Source organism: Annamia dubia NIES-4383 (assembly GCF_055394725.1).
The window spans coordinates 86,397-109,498 of record NZ_AP025630.1 but is presented as its reverse complement, the minus strand read 5'-3'; the positions used below and the strand labels follow the sequence as shown (position 1 = coordinate 109,498).

Here is a 23,102-nt window from a genome sequence, read left to right as displayed (position 1 = left end):
TTATCAATGATTAATTGTCAATTGTCAATTCTCAAAAGATCATTAATTTTCCATCACATATTTAACTAAAAATGGTAAAATTAAAGTCCCATCTGAGTGAATTTCACTAAATTGTCCTTGATCGTCCATTTTGCGCCAAGAAACACCTTCAGAATAGGTACATCCTGATAAATGTCCATAATACATTGGATCGGGACAAATTCGACAACCATAAGCAAATTTATGTTCAGGTAAATTAAAATTAGTTCGCTCATTAATAATTTCAATTAAAGGTGACACATTTTGAATAAAATTACGGGGTACTCCTCCCCCAATTGTAAAAATACCAATTTTACGAGAATTAGTTACCATTTCTACTAAAAATTTAGTATCTAATTCCAAATTAAAAACAATTTTATCCTGTTGATTTTTTTCCCTTAATAAATTATGAACATAAATATCATTGGCAATTTCTGAATCGTTAAAAGCAGGGACAAAAACGGGTACATTTTCTAAATAAGCTGATTTTAAAATACCCCTTTGATCTGGATATTTTTCTGCTAAATATTGACCTATTAATTGATGAAATAAACTAGGACTTAAATATTCTTTTTGATCATATTCACTTAAAACTTGATTGATCACATTTGCAATATGATCTAAATTAGTTTCCGGTTCTAAAGTATCAGTAATTCGGTTTAACTTTGCCTGTGCTAATTGACTATCATCATCTTTTGGATTATATTTAAAATGTTTTAAACCAACACTTTCTACTAAACCATGAGCCATTAAGGCACCTGTACTGCAAATTCCGTTGATCATTTTTTGATCAATTAAATCACAAATAATTAAACCCATTTTAGCCACAGTCATTGCCCCACTTAAGGTTAAAAACACTGTACAATTAGGGTCTTTAATCATATTAGTTAAAACCCTAGCACCTTGGCTGACTTCTAAGGCTAAACCTTGATAATTTTGTAAAGTATTAATTAATTGAGTGACGGTGGTTTTTTCCCCTTCTAAATTCTCTTTTAAAACTGCATAAATTAAAGGTAAAATGAAATTTGGATCAGCAAAAATTACATTAGGATAATAGCCATCCGTAACTTGATTTGGTTTAACTTTGCCATACTGATTAATAAAGATTGATTCTTGAGGATGATCATAAATTGCACCTTCATATTTTTCTGAATAAATACCAACAATTAAGGCGTGATGTGGCGTGATCAAATCTTGATTAATCTGTTGAAAATAGGTTTGAGAATCAACTAAATTTGATAGCCATTTTAACTCAACCATTGTTTTTAATAATGTTCCTAAAGAACTATCCAAATGACCATCATATATAGCAATAATTGTTTGCTTTTCCCTGATCCATTGTGTTAACTTTTCACTTACTTCTCCTAACATTCTAGCCCCAAATGAGCAAAAAGTCATACTTTTTACCAGATCAGCTACTGAATTACATTGTTTAAGGTCTAAAAGTTTTAATTCTGTAAACATTTTTTCTTAATCAAAATTAACATTAACAAATTGAGTCAAATAAGTTTAAAATAAAGTTAATTTTAGTTTAAACTTTTTGCTAACATTTCATTATATCATAAAAGATCATAATTTAAAATTGTTTATTAAAATCACCTATTTTTGGAGAATTTCCTATTTATGCCCCCCTCAAAAATCCTAACTCTAGCCACCAGTATTTTGTTGTTATTATTTACTTTTAGTTGTTCTAAAGAAAAGGTTAATAATGTTAACAATAACTCTAATAATTCTAATATCAAAAGTGAGCCTACTGCGATCAATTTAGAATCAGAAAATCCATCCCCTAATAAAAATAATCAAAAATCACCAATTTCATCCCCTCAAAAATCAAAAGATGATATTCTTAAAATAGTTTATAGTAAAGAACAAGAAATTCAACTTTGTGATGGCCAATTAGATCAAGCAGTTTCTTCAGAATCTTCTTCAGTTTACCCCTTAAATAATCAAGATTATTTAGTCGAAGTTTTGTGTTTTATGGGGGCTTATCAGGGTAATTATGAATATATTTTATATCAAAATAAAGATAATAATTTAACGATTAAACCTTTACTTTTTAAATCATTTACTGTTGACAATCAGGGAGAATTTAACTCTAATTCTGTTAAATCTTTAGCGGGAATAAGCAATTATAATTCAGAGAAAAAAATCTTAAATATTTACACTAAAGATCGGGGCTTAGAAGACTGTGGATCTACCTCTCAATATCAATGGAAAAATGATCAATTTGAATTAATAGAATATCGGGCTAAACCTCAATGTGATGGGCAAGAAATTGATCCTGAAAATTATCCGGTAATTTATAGTAATAAAAACTCTAATTCTAATCAATCTAATCAACAATTATTAGAGGGAAAAATTATTAATAATATTTTAGAGCAAAAAGAAGAATTAGGAGTATGTAAAGATGGTTTTCAAGAAAATATTGCTCAAGAAAATTCAGAAGTTTATGCTATTAATAATCAAGAAAAATTAGTGATAATTCATTGTTATCAGGGTGCTTATCAAGGTGGTTCTAATTTTTTAATTGTTAATAATAATAATATTCAACCTTTATATTTAACTGATTTTGAGCAAGATCAAAATGGAGAAATTATTGAAAAACAAGAAATGTTTAGAACTGGTTTTGTTGAATATAATCAAAATAATCAAACTTTATCTATTTTTAGTAAATATGCCGGCCATGGTGGTTGCGGTACTTCAGCCCTCTATCAATGGCAAGAAATTAGTTTTGAACTGTTAGAATATCGGGCTAATTTTAATTGTAATAAGCCCTTTTCTGCTGACAATTGGCCTGTGATTTATCCTCAATAATTTCCCTAATAATTATTAATTTGATTAAAGAAAGCCCCTCCAATGGGAGGGGTAAGGGCGAAACCAAAAAATAAAATTATTACTTAAATAAACATAGAATTAATAATATTTTCATAGGTGGTCATTACTACTGGACGTTTAATTTTCAAAGTTTGAGTCATCATACCGTTATCAATAGTAAAGGGTTGTAAAATTAACTCAAATACTTTAATTTGATCATCGGGACGATAACCTGCACGATTTTTAATTTCTCTGGTAAATTCTTCTTTAAATAAATTTATGACCTCATTTTTATAGAGATCGCTAACTTTAATTTCCTCAAAAGAAGCATCAGGATCAGGTAAATTTAAGTTTAAATTTTGTTGAATTATCCACAGTTTTAAAGCGTCTAAATTGGGGACAATTAAAGCACCTAAATATCTTTGATCTTGCCCTACTAACATTATTTGATCAATATAGGCACTTCTTAAACAAGCATCTTCAATGCCTTGTGGTTCAATATTTTCACCATTAGTTAAAACAATTGTATCCTTAGCCCGACCTGTTAAAACAATATCACCATCGGCGGTTAAATAGCCTATATCGCCACTATCAAACCAACCTTCAGGATCTATCACTTTGGCGGTGGCTTCGGGTTTTTTATAATAACCTTGCATGACGGCGGATCCCTTGATTAAAACAACCCCTTTTTGCCCTGATGATAAGGCTTGACGGGTATCCAGATCTACAATTTTAAATTGTACTTCAGCAATGGCTTTACCGGATGAACCCCTTAAATTATGTTTTAAAGTGCGACAGGAAACAACGGGGGAAGTTTCTGTTAAACCATAGCCCACTAAAACAGGGATATTAACTATTTCAAAAAAAGTCTCTAAATAGGGAGCTAATGCACCTCCGCCACTTAAGACGGCTTTTAATTTTGCCCCCGTACCTTCCCTTATTTTTTGATAAATAATCTTATCTCCTAAAACATGGCCTAAACTTAAAAAGATAGTTTTAATTTTAGCTTTAAATCTTTCTAAATTAGAAACATTAAGATGTTCTAAACTTAAATTATTACTAATTCTTTTTGAGATGATATAATTTTGGGATAAATTAAAGAAAAAGTTAATTAATTTTTGTTTTTTAATCGGTTGTTCCCTAAATTGTTTTTGTACTCCTTCATAAATAGATTCCCATAAACGGGGTACGGCTACCATATAGGTTGGTTTAAATTTTTGAAGGTCTTTTTTAATTGATCTTAAATTAGTATAAATAATCGTACAACCATTAGCAAAAAGGAAATATTCACAGGTTCTTTCGTAGGAATGCCAAGTAGGAAGAATACTTAAAATTTTATCACCTATTTCTGGATAAATAATCCCATAAATGTTAATAACTTGATGTAATAAATTACCATGAGATAACATTACTCCTTTAGGTTGGCCGGTTGTACCTGATGTATAAATTAAAGTTGCTAGATCTTGACGAGTATGTTTGGAAAATTCTAATTGATGATCCTTTCCTACTTCCATCAATTCAAGAAAATTTAAGATTTTAAATGATTGTTCTTGATCGGTTTTTTCATCAGATAATAACACAATTAATTTTAAATTAAAAGTTTCTAAACTATCTTTTAATTTATGAAATGTTTTTAAATCTTCTAAGATTAAACCAACACTATCACTATCTTTTAAAATGTAAAGTAATTCATTTTTTTCTGCTTGGGAAGATCTAACTACATCTACAGATCCGGCCGTCATAATACCTTGATCTGCTATTAACCAACGTGGGCTATTATCGGCAAATAAAGATACTTTATCATTATTTTTAATACCTAAAGCCTGAAGCCCTGAAGCAAATTGTTGTATTTTTTCCCATAATTGACTATAGGTTAATTTTACTTCCGGTTTACGATGGGGATCGTAAACTGCTAAAGTATCACCAAAATTTTTAACTCCAATTGGCCAAATTTCGGGTAAACATTTAGCTTGAGTATAATCTATTAAAGCAGATCGAGAAGAAAGCATAAATTTATCTAAAATGGTTTACTTTTTAATCTAATATAATTTAATTTTTCTGTTTTTGAGCAGATTTATCATTAAACTGTTAGCAAAGTCTAATTAATAATTAATTCTGATCTAATAATCTTAAATATTTTGTAAGATTTCAATTATTATAAAAAAACTGTTAAAGTCTTCTTAAGACTAAGAAATGACGACTAAAAAATCATAAAATTGTTAACCTTTTTTGCCAAGATCAATTATTACTTATTACTTCAGTTTTGCCCCAAGTCTATTAACCCTTTGCCCTATCATAATAAAATCTAATATTAATCATATTAAAATTAAATGTTAATTTTTGTTAACATTGAGTTAAGATGATTAGGAAAGATAATTAATCAATTTTATAAAACAAAAAACCAATAAAAATTTATATGACGACTGAACTTTTAACACAAAAAACCAGTAAAGAGGAAACTTCTACAACTTTAGATCCTCGTGTGATCGCCTTACAAAAAGCTTATTGTGCCGATCAACAAGTTAAGTATCTTCATCTTGATGCGGAAATCAATCTTTTATTACAACAATTACAAAATTTAAAAAAATAACGATCTTTTAAGATTTTAGATTTTTTAGTGAGATTAGTTAAACTTTAATTTTCTTAATTAATCGGGTTTTTGGCGATCGCTTTCTATCAGAAATTGGCAAAATTTAGTTTCTATTAAAAAGTGAAAAAGCGATCGCCATCTCAGCAATAGCTTTTAACTTTAGAAATGATCATGATTGCCTGAAAGTCTTAAAAGAACATTATGTTCAACTTTGATTTTTCTCCTCTCTGGATTTCTTTAAAAACAGCAGGAATAGCCACATTTATTACTTTTTTTACAGGGCTTATTACCGCTCGTTTAATGTTAGATATTCGGGGAAAAATGAGAGGAATAATTGATGCAATTTTGATTTCTCCCCTCTTTTTACCCCCCACTGTAGTCGGCTTTTTATTATTATTAATATTGGGTAAAAATGGATTTTTAGGGCAAATTTTACGTCAAATAAATATTAATCTTATCTTTACTTGGAAAGCCTCTGTTATCACCTCAATTGTGGTTTCTTTTCCTTTAATGTATCGCACTTGTTTAGGGGCATTTGAACAAATTGAATCTAATCTTATCCTAGCCGCGCGCACTTTAGGCAGTTCAGAATTAATAATTTTTATTAAAGTGATGATTCCCTTAGCTTATCGGGGCATTGTAGCCGGAACAATACTCGCTTTTGCCAGAGCTTTAGGAGAATTTGGCGCTACCTTAATGTTAGCTGGAAATATCCCCGGACAAACTCAAACTATGCCCCTCGCTATCTTTTTTGCTAGTGAATCAGGAGATTATCAAAATGCTTTAATTTGGGTTTTAATTCTCTTATTTATTTCCCTTTCTGTGATTATCACCGTTAATTTTTGGGCAGAATTTAAGCAAAATAAACAGGGAATAAATTATCAGAAAAAAACTAGCAAAAAATCAAATATTTTAAAGCTAAAAAATTTAGATCTTTCTAATAATATTTTAAACAAAAAAAATACTCCTACTATCAAAAGTCACGGTTTATTTATTAATATCAAAAAACATTATGATGACTTTAGTTTAGATGTTAATTTTGACAATAATCAAGAGTCATTAGGCTTACTTGGAGCATCGGGATCGGGTAAAACCATGACTCTACGCTGTATTGCGGGATTAGAAACCCCCGATAGTGGTATAATTAGTATCAATGGTCAAGTTTGGTTTGATTCTCAACTAAAAATTAATCTTCCTTCCCGTCAACGGCCAGTTGGTTTTGTCTTTCAAAATTATGCTCTTTTTCCCCATCTTACAGTCCGTCAAAATATTGCTTTTGCGGTGCAGAATTTACCCCTAAAAGAGCAAAAACAACGGGTTGACCTCAAAATTGCCCAAATGCAGTTACAAGAGCTAGAAAACCGTTATCCTGCCCAACTTTCGGGGGGACAACAACAACGGGTAGCCCTAGCCAGAGCTTTAGTGATTGAGCCTGAAATATTACTCTTAGATGAGCCTTTCTCCTCCCTTGATACTCAATTACGCAGTCAAATGGAAAAAACTCTCCTCGAAATTCTTACATTTTATCAGGGAATTGTGTTAATGGTATCCCATAATTTAGACGAAATTTATCGTATTTGTCAAAATATTCTAGTTATTGCTGAGGGTAAAGTCTTAACCTACGGTAATAAAGAGAAAATTTTTCAACAACCGGAGATTTATGAAGTAGCTCGTTTAACCGGATGTAAAAATTTTTCCTCTATTCATATTCTCTCTGATAATGAGGTAAAAGCTTTAGATTGGGATTGTAAAATGTTTATCAACACAATTAACTCTAAAAATACTACCCATATTGGTATTCATGCTCATCAATTATTATTTGAAGAATTAGAGGCATTAAAATTTAAACTAAAAACAAGCGATAATTATAGTTTATTTTTAGAGGAATTAGAAAATTCTAATGAAAGTAAAAACTTATCCTCTCAAAACCTACAAATTTTAGAAAAAAAATACCCTAATACTTTTCCCTGTTGGCTTGTGCAAAGTAGTGAAACTCCTCACCAGATAACACTTTATCTTAAACTCCATCATCCTCCCTCTCATTATTATGATTATCACTTTCAAGTAGAATTATTTAAAGAAAATTGGCAATTATTAAAGAAATTTCCTTTTCCTTGGCATTTACGATTAGACCCCCAAAAGCTCTTTTTAGTAGAACAAATTTAACTGTTTTTTTCTATATAAAATGTAATTTAAAAACAGTTAAATTTATGGAGATTTTACCTTTAAAAGTTTCACGGCACAGGCCTTTAACTCTGGCTGTTTTGAGTCTGGACAGGCGATCGCATGGGTAAGGGCGTTAGCTTCTGCCTGATCTGCCCATAAATAACCCCAGTGCATCGGTACAAAAATCGTTCCGGGGGCGATCGCTTTGGTAATCTGGACTTTAAAACGGGCTTTACCCCTACGGGATCGCACTTCCACCATTTCACCCTCTCCTAAATCCAATTTTAAGGCATCCTTGGGATGAATCTCTAATAAAGGCTCTGGGTGCATTTTCTGGATTTTTTCAATTCTACCCGTGCGAGTCATGGTGTGCCAATGACCATATAACCTCCCTGTGGTTAAAACAAAGGGATATTGAGGATCAGGCACTTCCGCTAAACCCTTGGCGTGATAGGTGGCAAAATTGGCTCGGCGATCGCTCGTATTAAACTCAAAATCAGTATATAATCTTTTTCCATACTTATCTTTTACTGGATCACTCCCTTTTGGGAAAGGCCATTGAATCGCACCATGTTCCGCTAAAATCTCATGACTTAAGCCCGATAGATCACAAGGGCGATCCTCTGTTAGCTGGACAAATTCCTCATAAACCTCACTAGCACTCTGAAAATTAAAATATTTTTCATAACCCAGTCTTTTACCCACCTCTGCAAAAATTTCCCAGTCGGCTTTAGCTTGATGAGGAGGCTCTTTAATTTTAGGGCAATAGGTCACAACACGCTCAGAATTAGTCATTGTTCCTGCTTTTTCGCTCCATTGTGCCGCAGGGAGTAATAAATGGGCAAAATCAGCGGTTTCGGTGGGAAAATAAGCGTCTTGATAGATGGTGAAAGGAGATTTTAAGAGGGCTTTTTTGGTACGTTCCAGATCAGGCATACTAACAGCCGGATTAGTGGCCGCAATCCACAATAAGCCCACTTCCCCCCTTTCTAAGCCTGTGATCATACTCCATACATCTTTGCCGACAAAAGGCGAAATCGCCCCAGAAGGTAAACCCCAGAAGCTTTCTACTTCTTGGCGGTGTTGCTCGTTTATGACACTACGATAACCGGGTAAAAGTTGTGCCAAACCTCCGGCTTCTCTACCTCCCATCGCATTAGGTTGACCAGTTAAAGAAAATGCTCCCGCTCCGGCTTTCCCAATGTTGGCCGTCATTAAATGAAGATTAATTAAAGTCCTAACTTTAGCAGTACCTTCAGAGGATTGATTTAAACCCATAGACCATAAAGAGAGGACATTTTTTGATTCTCCCCAATAACGGGCTACTTTTTCTAATTCTTCAACGGTAATTCCACATTGTTCGGCTACTTTTTCAGGGGTATAATGGCTCACAATTTCAGCATATTCAGAAAAATTATTTGTATATTTATCAATGAATTGTTGATTAATTAATTGCCATTTAATTAATAAATAAGCTATCCCATTAAATAAATTAATATCTGTTCCGGGTTTAATAGCCAAATGTAGATCAGCGACTTGGGCGGTGGGGGTAGATCTGGGATCTACCACAATCAGTTTAACCTCTGGATTTTTCTTGTGATAAGCCCTAAAACGATTAAAGACGATCGGGTGACAATCGGCGGTATTAGTACCCACTAAAAACGCACAATCAGTTAACTCTAAATCCTCATAACAACAAGGAGGCCCATCCGAGCCAAAACTTTGCAAATATCCGGCAACGGCGGAAGACATACATAAACGGGAGTTAGCATCAAAATTATTTGTACCTAAACAGCCTTTGAGCAACTTTTGGGCAATATAATAATCTTCGGTTTGAAATTGCCCTGAGCCATACATACAGAGCGCATCAGCCCCCATTGTCTTTTTAACTAACTCAATGCGCTTTACAATCAGATTAAAAGCATAATCCCAACTAATAGGCTCAAAAGGCTGACTTAAACTTTGGCGCATCATGGGATATTCTAAACGAGATTGGTTGATCGCCTCGTTAACTGTTGCCCCCTTAACGCAAACTTTGCCCTGACTGGAAGGATGAGAGCGATCGCCCATCACTTTACCAAGGGCATTGACTCCCCCATTTGGGGGGGGATCACCAACTTCTAAGCCACAGCCAACACCACAATAAGGGCAAACAGTTTTCGTCATTTCAGTTATCAATATTTCAGTTATTAATTATCATTTATTAGTTAATTTTACTGCTTAATGGCGTTTTTAAAAACTAATTAATTTTATTTAGGGTATTTTAAATTTTTAACCTTTTATTTAGACTAAATCTTTAAAATCTAAAAAATTGTAGCAAAATATACAAAATTTCGGGATTAAAAAAATGTTTATTGAAAAATAGTTAACAATTTTGTTATTATCAGAAAATTAGTAATTTTAAGCAATAAAAAACATGAGTCATTATTTTCAATTTGAAGCGGATTTCGTTGAATCTTTACGTTGTATTCCCATGGAAGTTAGATTAAAATTAGATACTTGTGGCATTAAATTAAAACTTAATCATTGGCATCAATTTAATCTTGAAGAAAGGGAAAAATTAGTTAATTTACCTTGTAATACTCAGACTGAAATAAATGATTATCATGATTTTTTACAGAATTTAATTATTAATAAAACAGGCTCTCCTGCTAAAGAATTAATAATAGAAAATTCTCCACTTTGGTTAAATAAAAATCAGATTCCTGAGCAAGTGCAAAATAAAGCAAAAGAATTTAATTTGATGATTAATCTTAATCAATGGCAAAATTTAACCGATCTTCAGCGTTTTGCTTTGATTAAATTAAGTCTTTCAGGACATGAAAATAACAATTTTTTCCCTGCCTTAAAAGAATTTAATTTGATTTAATTAAGTTAAAATATTTTAATTATTAAAAATAGAAATGATTACTGTTACTGAAGCCGCCGAAATTATTAAAAATAATTTACCTAATTTTGGTGAAACAATTATTAATTTAGATCAATTAAAAGCTGGAATTTTAACTGAAGCGATCGCCGCCGATCGAGCCTATCCCCCTGCTCACCGTGTGATGATGGATGGTATCCTCATTTCATGGTTAACCTATCAACAAGGCTGTCGAAAATTTAAGATATTAGGCACAGTGGCGGCCGGAGAGCCTCCCCTTCCCCTTACTGATCCCCAAGGTTGTTATGAAATTATGACAGGAGCAGTTTTAACTGATACTGAGGATTTAGGCGATTTAGTTATACCCTATGAAGCCGTAGAAATTAAAGAGGGTTATGCTCACATAATAGAGGAGCAAGAGCGTTCTCAATTTGAGAATATTCATTTAAAAGGCTCAGATTGCCCCCAAAATCAATTAATTATCGAGCCTAATTTAAGACTTAATGGAGCGCGTTGGGGTATCGTGGCATCAATGGGAAAAACAGAGGTAAAATGTCTTAAAAAACCCCGAATTAATATTATTTCTACGGGGGATGAATTAGTCGAAGTTAAGCAAATTCCCCAATCATATCAAGTCAGACGCTCTAATATTTATGCTTTAAAAGCATCCTTAAAACAACATAATTTTGAGGAGATATTTTTAACCCATCTTAATGATGATCAAGAAGCCATTATTAATCATTATCAAAAAGCAACTTTAAACTATGATATTTTAATATATTCTGGGGGAGTTTCTAAGGGCAAATTTGATTATTTACCTTCTATATGGGAAAAATTAGGTGTTACTAAATATATTCATGGAGTGGCACAAAGACCCGGAAAACCGTTATGGTTTGGGGTAGATCATCATCATCAAACTGTTATTTTTGGCTTACCCGGTAATCCGATTTCTAGTTTAGTTTGTTTACATCGTTATTTAATAAAAACTCCTCCAATTTATGCCCAGTTAACAGAAGATTTTACCTTTAAAAAAGACTTAACTTATTTTCTTCCTGTTAAATTAAATTATACCCCTTTAGGAATAATCAAAGCCGAGCCAATAGCTGTTAAAAATTCAGGGGAATTTATTGCTTTAGCTAATAGTGATGGTTTTCTGGAATTACCCCAATTTCAATCTTATTTTAAAGCGGGACAATCTTTTCCTTTTTATGCTTGGTAATTAATAATTAATAATTGATAGTTGATAATTAATAATGACCAATAAATAATAACTAATAACCAATAACCGATGTTAATAGATAAATATAATCGTCAAATTCGCAAATTAAGGGTTTCTTTAACAGATCAATGTAATTTACGTTGTCATTATTGTATGCCCTTAGATGCTCAATTTATGGAGAAAAAAAATTATTTACAAGTAGATGAATATTATGAGATCATTAAAGAATTAATTGATTTTGGTTTAGAAGAAATAAGATTAACAGGAGGAGAGCCTTTATTGCGTCAAAATTTTGCTGAAATTATCCAAAAATTAAGCACTTTAAACTTAAAAAAAATCGGTTTAACCACCAATGGCATTATCTTAGATCGTTATTTGGAATTATTATTAGATTGTGGAATTGTTAACGTAAATATTAGTTTAGATAGTTTAAATCCGATTACTTTTAAACAGATTACTTATGGTAATTATTTAACTAAAATTAAAGAAAATATTAGTTTAGCAAAAAAACAAGGTTTTGCTATTAAAATTAATACCGTTATGATGAAAGGAATTAATGATCATGAAGTATTTGATTTTATAGAATATGCTAAAGAATTAAAAATTGAAGTGCGATTTTTAGAATTAATGCGTATTGGTTATGCTTGTGGGCAACAAAAAGATCAATTTATTAGTGCAGAAACTTTATTAAATAAAATTAAAGAAAAATATCAGTTAATTCCTATCAATTCAGCCTTAGATTCTACTTCCTTTAATTTTATTACTAATTGTGGTGCTAAAATCGGTTTTATTGCTTCAGAATCTCAACCATTTTGTGGTAATTGCTCACGGTGGAGATTGTCTGTAGATGGGATTTTAAGAGCTTGTTTATTAAAAGATGAAGGTTTATCTATTCGTAATCTTAAAGCCGATCAAAGATTAGAAATTTATCAACAATTATTAGGCATGAAACCTTATTTAAGACCTCCAGAAGTTACTCATTTAATGTATAAAATTGGCGGTTAAATTGGTATATTTCATTCAATTTGTAACAAAAAATACATTTAACCAAAAAATTTAAGCGGTTTAATTGCAAAATTTTTAAATAAGCCTCTATTAATATTCCCTTAAGGTTTTCGAGCAATTGTATTTTACATAACAAAATGTTTTGTTACATAAAATACAATTGCTAAATGATAAACATTGTTAAATAGCTACATCAAAATTTACAAAAAATAACACCAATGCTCAAATCTTTTGGTTTTAAGGCAAGGTAGTCAACTGTAATTAATGATTTTTCACTATTTTGTAAAATAAAAAAATATATTTTATGTCTAATTTATCTCGAAGAAAATTTATTTTAACTGCTGGAGCGGCGGCGGCCGGAACTTTTATTCTACATGGTTGTACTGGTGGCACAACCAACCAAACTCCCACCACCGCACCCACTACCGCCCCAAATTCTAATATTGCTCCCGAAAATGCGCCTGAAGTAACTAATGTTAAGCTTGGCTTTATTGCCCTAACTGACTCCGCTCCCCTCGTTATCGCTAAAGAAAAGGGTTTATTTGATAAATATGGGATGACAGGGGTAGAAATTTTAAAACAAGCATCCTGGCCTGTAACTAGAGATAATTTAGAGTTAGGCTCTAGTGGCGGTGGTATTGATGGGGCGCACATTTTAAGCCCGATGCCCTATTTAATGACTTTAGGCACTATCACCAAAACTAAACAGCCTGTGCCGATGTATATTTTAGCAAGATTAAATACTAATGGTCAGGCTATTTCCATCGCTAATACCTACAAAGATTTAAAAATAGGCACTGATAGCGCTCCTTTAAAAGACGTTTTTGCCAAAGCTAAAGCCGGAGGTAAAGAGTTAAAATGTGCGGTCACTTTTCCGGGTGGTACTCATGATCTCTGGATGCGTTACTGGTTAGCGGCCGGCGGTATTGACCCAAATAAGGATGTTTCCGTTATTCCCGTTCCCCCTCCCCAAATGGTGCAAAATATGAAAGTAGGCAATATGGAGGCTTTCTGCGTGGGTGAACCTTGGAATGCTCAATTAGTTAACCAACAGGCGGGTTATACAGCCTTCGTAACTGGTGAATTATGGAAAGATCACCCTGAAAAATGTTTAAGTTTGCGCAAAGATTGGGTAGACAAAAATCCTAAAGCGGCTAAAGCTCTTTTAATGGCAGTATTAGAGGCTCAACAATGGTGTGATAATCCTCAGAATATTGACGAAATGTGTCAGATCGTTTCTCAAGATAAGTGGTTTAAAGTGCCTGTTAAAGATATTGTAGAGCGTTCTAAGGGTAATATTGACTACGGTACAGGCAAAACGGTACAAGCCTTCCCCGAAGCGATGAAATTCTGGAAAGATAACGCTTCCTATCCCTTCAAGAGTCATGATCTTTGGTTTTTAACGGAAGAAATACGTTGGGGCTATATTCCCGCTACTACTGATACTAAAGCTTTAGTAGATCAAGTTAATAAGGAAGACTTATGGAAAGAGGCGGCCAAGGCGTTAAAAGTGCCTGATGCCGAAATTCCCACCAGCACTTCAAGGGGTGTAGAAACTTTCTTTGATGGAGTTAAATTTGATCCTGAAAACCCTAAAGCTTATTTAGATAGTTTAAAGATTAAAAAAGCTTAACAATTGACAATTGACATTGGACAATTGACAATGACCTAGCCCTAAAGTGAAAGAATTGAAAATACGGAAAAAGTTTTCATTTTTTCCTCTTAAAAGAGGAGGTTTTTAACCTAATTAACCAATTGTCAATTGATAATTAGTTATTGGTTATTAGTTATTTGTAAATTCAATAAACCGCCTTGAAATTGATTTCAAGCCTAATAATTACCGTAAACTAAAGTTAACTATTAATTATCAATTATTAACTATTAATTATCAATTCTCAATTCTCAATTTTAAATTAAAAATTATGACTGGAAGAATATCAAAACGCTACAACAAACCAAACTTATTCGATACATTATTAAAATCGAAAAAAACTAGAAAAATTGTTGCTCCTATCATCGCAATTATTATTCTTTTAGGAATTTGGCAAATGTTATGTTCAGGAGAAAATCCTAATTTACCTGCCCCCTTAACCGTCTTAAAAGAGACTTGGCAACCCTATATTATTAATCCTTTTTATAATAATGGTGGCACAGATGTGGGCTTAGGTTTACAAATTTTAGCTAGTTTAAAACGGGTGGCGATCGGGTTTTCTTTAGCTAGTATTGTTGGCATAGCTTTAGGCATTTTAGTAGGGGCAAACCGCTTTATGTACGATGCTTTAGACCCTATTTTTCAAGTATTAAGAACTATTCCTCCCCTTGCATGGCTACCCATTTCTTTAGCCGCTTTAAGACAGTCCGATCCCTCGGCAATTTTTGTAATTTTTATTACCGCAATTTGGCCAATTATTATTAATACAACTGTGGGAGTTCAACAAATTCCCCAAGATTATAATAATGTTTCAAGAGTGTTAAAACTATCAAAAATTGAATACTTTTTTAACATTTTATTTCCTTCCACTGTGCCTTATATTTTCACAGGTTTAAGAATAGGAATAGGTTTATCTTGGTTAGCTATTATTGCGGCGGAAATGTTAGTAGGAGGTGTGGGCATTGGTTTCTTTATTTGGGATGCTTATAATAGTTCTAAAATTAGTCAAATTATGATCGCCTTAATTTATGTGGGAGTGGTAGGTTTACTATTAGATAGACTGGTTGCTTTTATTGGCAGTTTAGTCGTTCCTGCTGAACAAAAATAAATATTATTTATTAGCCTTGAAATGAATTTCAAGGCAGTTTATTGAATTAACAAATAACTAATTAATTATCAATTCTCAATTATTAATTATGGCTAACTTTATCGAAATAGATCACGTTGATAAAATATTTCCCCTTGCGAATGGAGGGGAATATATTGCTCTCAAAAATATCGAATTAAAAATAAAAAAAGGGGAATTTATCTCATTAATAGGTCACTCAGGTTGTGGAAAATCAACTTTATTAAATATGGTGGCCGGTTTATCAAATGCTACCTATGGCGGCGTAATTTTAGAAGGTAGAGAAATTACTGAACCCGGCCCCGATCGCATGGTAGTTTTCCAAAATTATTCCCTCCTACCTTGGTTAAATGTTAGACAAAATATTGGGTTAGCTGTTAACCGTGTGATGCGCCATTTACCTAAACAAAAAAGAAGGGAAATTATTGAAGAAAATATTAATATTGTAGGACTCAGACACGCCGCCAATAAACGCCCCGGCCAACTTTCTGGAGGTATGAAACAACGGGTAGCGATCGCTCGTGCATTGGCCACAAAACCCAAGGTATTACTATTAGATGAACCCTTCGGGGCATTAGATGCTTTAACTAGGGGAAATTTACAGGAAAGCCTAATGCAAATTGTTCAAGAAAATGAAGTAACTTGCATCATGGTGACCCACGATGTTGATGAAGCATTACTATTATCTGATCGGGTAGTTATGTTAACCACAGGGCCAGAAGCACATATTGGCCAAATTTTAGAAGTACCAATACCAAGGCCACGTCAACGCTTAGAAGTAGTAAAACATCCCCAATATTATAACTTGCGCAACGAAATAGTTTACTTTTTAAATCAACAGAAACGAGTTAAAAAAGTTGGACAAGTTGCTCATACTAATATCCAAATTTCTAGCCAAAATTTAGAAAAAATTACCCTTAATCTTGGCTTTATTCCCTTAACAGACTGCGCACCTTTAGTAGTAGCAAAAGAAAAAGGATTTTTTTCTCAACATGGCTTAGAAAATGTTAATTTAATCAGGGAAAATTCATGGCAAGAAATAGCCAGAGGAGTAGCAAAAGGTAACTTAGATGGCGCTCAAATGGTAGCCGGAATGCCCGTTAGTATGACGATTGGGGCAGGTAGTAAAACACCAGTACCCATTGTTACATCCTTAGTTTTAAGTCGTAATGGTAACGCTATTACCTTAAGTAAAAAATTACAAGAACAAGGGGTTAAAAATGTTCAAGATTTGAAAAATATAGTAGAAAAAAATCCTGATCAAGTTCTTACTTTTGGGGTAGTTCATCCCTCCTCAATGCACAATTTATTATTAAGATATTGGTTAGCATCAGGGGGAATTGATCCAGATCAAGATGTTAATTTAATTGTCATTCCACCGCCGGAAATGATCGAGAATTTAAAAGCAGGAAAAATTGACGGTTATTGTGTGGGAGAACCTTGGAATAATCAAGCTGTTGCTGAAAATATCGGTTATGTAATAGCGACAGATCTTGATATTTGGGAAGGCCATCCTGAAAAAGTTTTAGGAGTAAAAGAAGACTGGATCGCTAAATATCCTCAGACACATATTGCCCTAGTTAAAGCTTTAATTGAAGCCTGTCAATATTGCGATGATCGCCGCAATAGAGAGGAGATCATTGAGTTACTTTCTCGCCCTGAATATGTGGGAGTTGATCCAAAATATATCAGCCCCGGTTTCTTTGAAGCTTATCAAAAAGGAGATGAAAGTAAGAAGGAATTATTATTAAGATTTAATCAATTTCATGTTAATCAAAGTAACTGTCCGGGTAGAGCTGAAGCACTCTGGACACTTACTCAATTGGCACGTTGGGGCTACACGGCTTTCCCCCGAAACTGGGTAGAAATCATTGAAAGAGTACGCCGTCCTGATCTATTTGGAGAGGCTTGTCGTCAATTAGAATTACCCGATATTGAACCCGATCGGATCAGTTTTGAACTATTTGATAAAATGGTTTTTGATCCAGATAATCCCGTTGGCTATTTAGAAAGATTAACTATTAAAAAAGATTACCGAGTTTCTGAAATTTTAATTGATACAAATGAAGAAATTTCTGTTAACTAAAATTAGTTATTAGTTATTAGTTATTAGAAGCATCTTAAACTAAGAAAAAACTGCTCTTAGTTCAATTTATTCAACTAAAACTGATCTTCTACTTATTATTTATTACTTGACTTCTGCAAAAAGTCTAATCATCTCTCTTAAGTAAAACTTAAAACAAATTATGAAAACGATAATGGATAATCAAGAAAATCAATTATTAACAAACAATCAATTTTTAACGATTCAAAATGTTTCTAAAATTTATCCCACTCCTAATGGTGATTATATCGTTTTAGATAATGTTAATTTGACCGTTAATGAAGGTGAATTTATCTGTGTGATCGGTCATTCTGGCTGTGGAAAATCAACTTTATTAAATATGATTTCTGGTTTTAATACTCCCACTTCAGGCCTAGTTACATTAAAAGATAAAATTATCGCCGAACCCGGCCCAGATAGAATGATGGTATTTCAAAACTATTGTTTATTACCTTGGAAAAGCGTTTTTGAAAATGTTTATATTGCCGTTAATTCTGTCTATCCAACTAAAACTAAAGCCGAAAAAAATAAGATAGTTGAAGAACATTTAAACATGGTGGGCTTAAGTGAAGCATCAACCAAAAAACCAGGCCAAATTTCGGGAGGAATGAAACAAAGAGTCGCCATTGCAAGAGCTTTGGCCATACGCCCCCAAGTATTAATTTTAGATGAACCTTTTGGAGCTTTAGATGCTATTACAAAAGAAGAATTACAGGAAGAATTATTAACAATTTGTCGGGAACATAATTTAACTGTAATGATGATCACCCATGATATTGATGAGGCTTTATTTTTAGGCGATCGCTTAGTAATGATGACAAATGGGCCTAGTGCAACGATTGGTGAAATATTAGAAATTCCCTTTGAAAAACCCCGTATTCGTGCTAAAATTACCGAAGATCCAAAATATTATGAATTAAGAAATTATGCCTTAGATTTCCTATTTAATCGCTATGCCCATGATGAAGATTTAAAAGAAGAAACTGAACCAGTTAAGAATAATTTAAAATTAAAAATAGGAGCAGTTCTCGGAATTTTAGCACTAGGACTTACTGGTTTTTACTTCTTTCAAAATAATCTTAAAAATACTCCAATTAATAACAATAATAACCCCGTTCAATTGCAAGGAAATTAAACTTTTGTTTTTATGTTTACCCATCTTGATCAAAAACATCAACCCAGAATGGTTGATATAACTCACAAAAGTGAATCTGAGCGTTGCGCCGTAGCTCAAACTCAGATTCAATTACCTGCGATCATGAAACCCTATTTACAAGGGCAAGAGTTGTTTTTAAAAAAAGGTGCAGTCATTCAAACAGCGATTATTGCGGGAACAATGGCCGTCAAAAAAACCGCCGATTTAATCCCTTTTTGTCATACCTTACCAATTCAAGCCTGTAATTTTACAGTAAATATTGATGAAAATTTATGTATTACCCTTCAATGTGAAGTAAAAACAACCTATAAAACAGGTGTGGAAATGGAAGCATTATGTGGAGTTTCTGTCGCAAGTTTAACTATTTATGATATGTGTAAATCGGTTTCTTCACAAATTATCATTAAAAATACTCAGCTTTTGTCAAAAACAGGAGGTAAAAGTGAGCAAAAAAATCCCATTTATGGTTTAGTGTTAACAGGGGGTAAAAGCCAGAGAATGCAAAGAGATAAGGCTTTATTAGAATATCAAGGTAAACCTCATGCTCAGTTTATTTATGAGGCTCTTACTCCCTATTGTGAAAAAGTTTTTATTTCCGCACGTCAAGATCAATGGCACAATACTCCTTTAGCCTCTTTACCGACTTTAATTGATCAGCAAGATAGCGTAGGGCCTTTTGCCGGTATTTTAACGGCTTTGGAGACTTATCCTCAAGTTAATTGGTTAATTATGGCTTGTGACTTGGCTTATTTTCAGCCGAAAATGATTGAAAAATTAATTAATCATGCGCGTTATAATGTGGTAGCAACTTGTTATCAAAATCAAGATCAAGGCTTTCCTGAAGCCTTATGTGGACTTTATACACCTTTAGCGTTAAAATTATTTCAAAAAGCAAAAAAAGCGAAAATTTATTGTCCAGTAAAAATCTTACAAATGGGCGATTATCATTTAATTTCACCCGATCAACCTTTAGATATTGCTAATATTAATACTCCTGATGAATATGCCAAAGTCTGCTCTTAAAACTGTTAATATTCGTTATTTTGCTTCTTTTGAAGAACAAGCTAAAACTAAAAATGAAACTATCACAACCGAGTTAAATACTTATCGAGAATTATATCATTTTTTGATGAATAAATATAATTTTAATTTAGCTGATAACTCAATCAAAATTGCGGTAAATGATGAATTTTCTGATTTAGATTATCCCATTGAAGATCAAGTTTCTCTTGTTTTTATTCCGCCCGTTGCTGGAGGTTAAATTAATAATAAATTAATAAAATTATGTTATTTAATATTAGTGAAACAATTATTGATTCTCAACGCTTAATTGATTATTTAAAATGTGATCAAGCCGGGGCTTTAGTAACATTTGAAGGTTGGGTGAGAAATCATAATCAAGGAAAATCAGTTACTTCTTTAGAATATCAAGTTTATCAAGAATTAGCAATAAAAGAAGGCTTAAAAATTATTTATGAAGCCACCCAAAAATTTGATTTACACCGAGCGATCGCCGTGCATAGAAGTGGACATTTAATAATAGGAGAAACGGCTGTGTGGGTTGGCACAACGGCAAGTCATCGGCACACAGCTTTTAAGGCGACTCAATATATTATTGATAATATTAAAATGCGTTTACCGATCTGGAAAAAAGAACATTATGTCAATGAATTGGCACAATGGGTTTATTGTAAACATCATTAAACTTTTTACCCCAAATTAATTAATAAATAATGAGTAAATCAATTGATAACGATAATTTTAAGGAATACGGCAAAGTTGATCAATATGAATTATTTTTTCACCATAGGAAGGCAACCATGTCAACCATTCCACCTCAGAATAAGGACATAATAATAATGCTTGTTGATCCAATAAATCATCATCAATTCCAATTAAATTAACCCAATCATTATTAGTATGATTAGATGAAATATTTTGATCAAAAGGATGCTCTACTGTAACCGCACAATAACGAATATTTTGATAATTTAATGTTGAAATATTATTTTCTAATATTTGATTTGCCATTTTTTACCTCTTGCTTATGCACAATAAATAAATTAAATTATTTGTATTCAATGATACAAAATTCTAACTTAAATTCAAGTAATTATGACATAAATTTACAAAACTTATTAATTTAATTATGACAATTAAGTATAAAGACTTATTAAAAATTTTGTTTAAATAATTATCTAAAATTTAGTAACAAAAATTACAAATTAACCTGATTTAACAGTGTAACTTAAAAGATCACATTAAACTAAAAATAATAATTATGACTATTACTGAAGATTCCAAAAAATTTAAACTTAATAAAATTGAAAAAGCGAAAGCAGAAAAAGCCGGATTAGCCATTAAAGAAGAATTAGAAAAAATTGCTCAAATGGGTTGGGAAGCAATGGAAAAAACGGATTTAGAAATGAGATTAAAATGGCTAGGAGTCTTTTTTCGCCCCGTAACTCCGGGTAAATTTATGTTACGTTTAAGGCTTCCTAATGGCATTATTTCCAGTGAACAAATGAAGCTTTTAGCGCAAATTGTTGAGCGTTATGATGATGATGGTAGTGCTGATATTACTACCCGTCAAAATCTTCAATTAAGGGGTATAAAATTGGCAGATTTACCTCAAATTTTTGCTCAATTTCAAGAAGTAGGTTTAACCTCAATTCAGTCGGGAATGGATAATGTGCGCAATTTAACTGGCTCTCCCGTTTCCGGTATTGATCCTGATGAATTAATTGATACAAGAGAATTATTACAAAAATTACAGAATTTAATCACTAATAATGGTGAGGGAAATCCTCAATTTGCTAACCTTCCCCGTAAATTTAACATTGCGATCGAGGGTGCAAGGGATAATTCTATTCATGCTGAAATTAATGATTTAGCCTTTATTCCTGCTTATAAAGAGAGTGAATTAGGTTTTAATGTGATTGTGGGGGGTTATTTATCAGCACAGCGTTGCGCCGAAAGTATCCCCATGAATGTGTGGGTAAAAGCCGATGATGAGGTAATCGAGCTATCTAGGGCAATTTTAACCGTTTATAGCGAAAACGGCTTAGAGGCAGGTTTAAGGGAAAATCGGGCTAAAGCCAGATTAATGTGGTTAATTGATCATTGGGGCATGGAAAAATTCAGGGCTGAAGTGGAAAAAGAAATGGGTAAAACCCTTGCCACGGCCGCGCCTCAAGATGAAATTACCCAAGATAAAAAAGATCATTTAGGAGTCCATCCTCAGAAACAAGAGGGTTTTAGCTACGTTGGCTTACACATTCCGATGGGGCGCTTAAGCTCAGAAACTATGTTTGAATTAGCCAGACTAGCCGATCAATATGGTAACGGTGAAATTCGTTTAACAGTGGAACAAAATGCAATTATTCCCTATATTTCTAACGATCAAATTGATGCTTTTTTAAATGAATCTTTATTAGAAAAATTTAAGATTAATCCTAGCACTTTAACCCGTTCTGTTATCTCTTGTACTGGTGCGAAATATTGCAATTTTGCTATTATTGAAACTAAAGCCAGAGCGTTAAAAATTGCTCAAGAATTAGATCAAGAATTGAATATTCCCGATCGAGTGCGGATCCATTGGACGGGATGCCCTAATTCCTGTGGACAAGCTCAGGCGGCGGATATTGGCTTAATTGGTACAAAAGTACGCAAAGATGGTCAACCAGTGGAAGGGGTAACAATTTATAAAGGTGGAAAAGTAGGAAAAGATGCAAAATTAGGTACTTTATTTCATAAGGGAGTAGCCTGTGATGACTTAAAACCAATCTTAAGAGAAATTCTTATTAATGATTTTGGAGCAACGGTAAATCAGTCATAAATATTGGCAAAAAAATTTAATTTTGACCCAATTGTTTCTAGTCAAAAATTTATTTTATTTAAACATAAATTTAAAATTTTGAGTTAGCAACGGCTAAAGTAACCGAGCCTTGCTGACCTTTTTTTTTGATAATTTGTTTGGGAACAATTAATAATTTTTCTGGGATTAAATTAATTTCTAAATTATTAGTAAATTCGGCAACGGCCGCTAGGGCTGAAGCCTCGGCCACGCTGTAACAACCACATTTTTGCTCTACCAATTGAGAGGGATTTAATACTTTGATTTGCTTTAATTTTTCCGCTTTAAAAGTAATTAAAGAAATATGATATTCTTGACATATTTTGATGATAGCTTTTTCAGTTTCTTTTTTTTCAATAGTAGCGATCGCCGCTATTGTTTCCAAAGATAAATTATAACTTTCAAAAGTAGTGATTAAAGCATATTTAATTAAATCATCAGAAGTATTTTTTTGACAACCGATCCCCACCCATAAATATTGAGTAGGTAGCAAAAATAAATGAGAATTAATCATCATTGATCTAAAAAGAA

General features: G+C 32.7%; 19 protein-coding genes. 14 read left to right on the top strand and 5 right to left on the bottom strand.

From position 1 onward, the window contains the following. Positions 1 to 42 precede the first annotated feature (42 nt). Positions 43 to 1,482 (bottom strand): deoxyhypusine synthase family protein, encoded by a 1,440-nt coding sequence (locus tag Anndu_RS00480; protein WP_464102490.1) that lies wholly within the window; start codon positions 1,480 to 1,482, stop codon positions 43 to 45. A gap of 159 nt (positions 1,483 to 1,641) precedes the next feature. On the opposite strand from Anndu_RS00480, the gene Anndu_RS00475 reads away from it, so the two are divergent. Then, positions 1,642 to 2,832 (top strand): DUF1176 domain-containing protein, encoded by a 1,191-nt coding sequence (locus Anndu_RS00475; protein ID WP_464102489.1) that lies wholly within the window; start codon positions 1,642 to 1,644, stop codon positions 2,830 to 2,832. An 83-nt stretch (positions 2,833 to 2,915) separates the two neighbouring features. Here Anndu_RS00475 and Anndu_RS00470 read toward each other — a convergent pair whose 3' ends face one another. Beyond that, the gene (locus Anndu_RS00470) at positions 2,916 to 4,841 is read right to left on the bottom strand and encodes an AMP-binding protein (protein WP_464102488.1); all 1,926 of its coding nucleotides are present in this window, start codon (positions 4,839 to 4,841) and stop codon (positions 2,916 to 2,918) included. A 407-nt stretch (positions 4,842 to 5,248) separates the two neighbouring features. Between Anndu_RS00470 and Anndu_RS00465 the strand changes: the two genes are divergently transcribed. Together Anndu_RS00465 and modB are read left to right on the top strand one after the other, a co-directional pair. After that, complete coding sequence (locus tag Anndu_RS00465; protein WP_464102487.1) at positions 5,249 to 5,422, top strand: hypothetical protein; 174 nt, start codon at positions 5,249 to 5,251, stop codon at positions 5,420 to 5,422. 201 nt (positions 5,423 to 5,623) lie between these two features. After that, positions 5,624 to 7,588, top strand: a complete 1,965-nt coding sequence (gene modB, locus Anndu_RS00460) for a molybdate ABC transporter permease subunit (RefSeq protein ID WP_464102486.1) — start codon at positions 5,624 to 5,626, stop codon at positions 7,586 to 7,588. Between the two features lie 42 nt (positions 7,589 to 7,630). Here the strand turns inward: modB and Anndu_RS00455 are convergent, their stop codons facing one another. Beyond that, entirely contained in the window at positions 7,631 to 9,763 is a 2,133-nt protein-coding gene (locus tag Anndu_RS00455) for a molybdopterin oxidoreductase family protein (RefSeq protein WP_464104011.1), read from the bottom strand. 241 nt (positions 9,764 to 10,004) lie between these two features. Here Anndu_RS00455 and Anndu_RS00450 point away from each other — a divergent pair, with 241 nt between their 5' ends. The 10 genes from Anndu_RS00450 (at position 10,005) to Anndu_RS00405 (ending at position 20,419) form a co-directional block, all read left to right on the top strand. Next, on the top strand, positions 10,005 to 10,457 hold the full coding sequence (locus Anndu_RS00450; RefSeq protein WP_464102485.1) for a nitrate reductase associated protein: 453 nt from the start codon (positions 10,005 to 10,007) through the stop codon (positions 10,455 to 10,457). Between the two features lie 34 nt (positions 10,458 to 10,491). Further along, entirely contained in the window at positions 10,492 to 11,673 is a 1,182-nt protein-coding gene (locus Anndu_RS00445) for a molybdopterin molybdotransferase MoeA (protein WP_464102484.1), read from the top strand. Between the two features lie 69 nt (positions 11,674 to 11,742). Next, positions 11,743 to 12,678 carry a GTP 3',8-cyclase MoaA gene (gene moaA, locus Anndu_RS00440; RefSeq protein ID WP_464102483.1) on the top strand — a complete coding sequence of 312 codons (936 nt, stop codon included), beginning with the start codon at positions 11,743 to 11,745 and terminating at the stop codon, positions 12,676 to 12,678. Positions 12,679 to 12,982: 304 nt separating this feature from the next. Then, the gene (locus tag Anndu_RS00435) at positions 12,983 to 14,311 is read left to right on the top strand and encodes a CmpA/NrtA family ABC transporter substrate-binding protein (protein ID WP_464102482.1); all 1,329 of its coding nucleotides are present in this window, start codon (positions 12,983 to 12,985) and stop codon (positions 14,309 to 14,311) included. Between the two features lie 289 nt (positions 14,312 to 14,600). Beyond that, positions 14,601 to 15,437: a nitrate ABC transporter permease gene (gene ntrB / locus Anndu_RS00430; RefSeq protein ID WP_464102481.1), complete on the top strand. Its 837-nt coding sequence runs from the start codon at positions 14,601 to 14,603 to the stop codon at positions 15,435 to 15,437. Positions 15,438 to 15,525: 88 nt separating this feature from the next. Then, positions 15,526 to 17,541: an ABC transporter ATP-binding/substrate-binding protein gene (locus Anndu_RS00425; protein WP_464102480.1), complete on the top strand. Its 2,016-nt coding sequence runs from the start codon at positions 15,526 to 15,528 to the stop codon at positions 17,539 to 17,541. 160 nt (positions 17,542 to 17,701) lie between these two features. Continuing rightward, positions 17,702 to 18,694 (top strand): nitrate ABC transporter ATP-binding protein, encoded by a 993-nt coding sequence (locus Anndu_RS00420; protein WP_464102479.1) that lies wholly within the window; start codon positions 17,702 to 17,704, stop codon positions 18,692 to 18,694. A gap of 12 nt (positions 18,695 to 18,706) precedes the next feature. After that, positions 18,707 to 19,738: a cyclic pyranopterin monophosphate synthase MoaC gene (gene moaC / locus Anndu_RS00415; RefSeq protein ID WP_464102478.1), complete on the top strand. Its 1,032-nt coding sequence runs from the start codon at positions 18,707 to 18,709 to the stop codon at positions 19,736 to 19,738. Next, positions 19,713 to 19,976, top strand: coding sequence for a MoaD/ThiS family protein (locus Anndu_RS00410; RefSeq protein ID WP_464102477.1), 264 nt, complete (start codon positions 19,713 to 19,715; stop codon positions 19,974 to 19,976). The genes moaC and Anndu_RS00410 overlap by 26 nt, the downstream gene beginning before the upstream one ends. Before the next feature lie 23 nt (positions 19,977 to 19,999). Beyond that, positions 20,000 to 20,419 carry a molybdenum cofactor biosynthesis protein MoaE gene (locus Anndu_RS00405; RefSeq protein ID WP_464102476.1) on the top strand — a complete coding sequence of 140 codons (420 nt, stop codon included), beginning with the start codon at positions 20,000 to 20,002 and terminating at the stop codon, positions 20,417 to 20,419. A 57-nt stretch (positions 20,420 to 20,476) separates the two neighbouring features. Here the strand turns inward: Anndu_RS00405 and Anndu_RS00400 are convergent, their stop codons facing one another. Beyond that, the gene (locus Anndu_RS00400) at positions 20,477 to 20,746 is read right to left on the bottom strand and encodes a hypothetical protein (RefSeq protein ID WP_464102475.1); all 270 of its coding nucleotides are present in this window, start codon (positions 20,744 to 20,746) and stop codon (positions 20,477 to 20,479) included. Between the two features lie 250 nt (positions 20,747 to 20,996). Between Anndu_RS00400 and Anndu_RS00395 the strand changes: the two genes are divergently transcribed. Beyond that, positions 20,997 to 22,553 carry a ferredoxin--nitrite reductase gene (locus Anndu_RS00395; protein WP_464102474.1) on the top strand — a complete coding sequence of 519 codons (1,557 nt, stop codon included), beginning with the start codon at positions 20,997 to 20,999 and terminating at the stop codon, positions 22,551 to 22,553. 70 nt (positions 22,554 to 22,623) lie between these two features. On the opposite strand, the gene Anndu_RS00390 is transcribed toward Anndu_RS00395, so the two are convergent. Beyond that, on the bottom strand, positions 22,624 to 23,088 hold the full coding sequence (locus Anndu_RS00390; protein WP_464102473.1) for a cobalamin biosynthesis protein: 465 nt from the start codon (positions 23,086 to 23,088) through the stop codon (positions 22,624 to 22,626). Between the last annotated feature and the right edge of the window lie 14 nt (positions 23,089 to 23,102).

Bases quoted from the DNA above. Each gene is read 5' to 3' on its own strand.
- Anndu_RS00480 (WP_464102490.1), bottom strand. From the start codon at position 1,482: ATGTTTACAGAATTAAAACTTTTAGACCTTAAACAATGTAATTCAGTA.
- Anndu_RS00475 (WP_464102489.1), top strand. From the start codon at position 1,642: ATGCCCCCCTCAAAAATCCTAACTCTAGCCACCAGTATTTTGTTGTTA.
- Anndu_RS00470 (WP_464102488.1), bottom strand. From the start codon at position 4,841: ATGCTTTCTTCTCGATCTGCTTTAATAGATTATACTCAAGCTAAATGT.
- Anndu_RS00465 (WP_464102487.1), top strand. From the start codon at position 5,249: ATGACGACTGAACTTTTAACACAAAAAACCAGTAAAGAGGAAACTTCT.
- modB (WP_464102486.1), top strand. From the start codon at position 5,624: ATGTTCAACTTTGATTTTTCTCCTCTCTGGATTTCTTTAAAAACAGCA.
- Anndu_RS00450 (WP_464102485.1), top strand. From the start codon at position 10,005: ATGAGTCATTATTTTCAATTTGAAGCGGATTTCGTTGAATCTTTACGT.
- Anndu_RS00445 (WP_464102484.1), top strand. From the start codon at position 10,492: ATGATTACTGTTACTGAAGCCGCCGAAATTATTAAAAATAATTTACCT.
- moaA (WP_464102483.1), top strand. From the start codon at position 11,743: ATGTTAATAGATAAATATAATCGTCAAATTCGCAAATTAAGGGTTTCT.
- Anndu_RS00435 (WP_464102482.1), top strand. From the start codon at position 12,983: ATGTCTAATTTATCTCGAAGAAAATTTATTTTAACTGCTGGAGCGGCG.
- ntrB (WP_464102481.1), top strand. From the start codon at position 14,601: ATGACTGGAAGAATATCAAAACGCTACAACAAACCAAACTTATTCGAT.
- Anndu_RS00425 (WP_464102480.1), top strand. From the start codon at position 15,526: ATGGCTAACTTTATCGAAATAGATCACGTTGATAAAATATTTCCCCTT.
- Anndu_RS00420 (WP_464102479.1), top strand. From the start codon at position 17,702: ATGAAAACGATAATGGATAATCAAGAAAATCAATTATTAACAAACAAT.
- moaC (WP_464102478.1), top strand. From the start codon at position 18,707: ATGTTTACCCATCTTGATCAAAAACATCAACCCAGAATGGTTGATATA.
- Anndu_RS00410 (WP_464102477.1), top strand. From the start codon at position 19,713: ATGAATATGCCAAAGTCTGCTCTTAAAACTGTTAATATTCGTTATTTT.
- Anndu_RS00405 (WP_464102476.1), top strand. From the start codon at position 20,000: ATGTTATTTAATATTAGTGAAACAATTATTGATTCTCAACGCTTAATT.
- Anndu_RS00400 (WP_464102475.1), bottom strand. From the start codon at position 20,746: ATGGCAAATCAAATATTAGAAAATAATATTTCAACATTAAATTATCAA.
- Anndu_RS00395 (WP_464102474.1), top strand. From the start codon at position 20,997: ATGACTATTACTGAAGATTCCAAAAAATTTAAACTTAATAAAATTGAA.
- Anndu_RS00390 (WP_464102473.1), bottom strand. From the start codon at position 23,088: ATGATGATTAATTCTCATTTATTTTTGCTACCTACTCAATATTTATGG.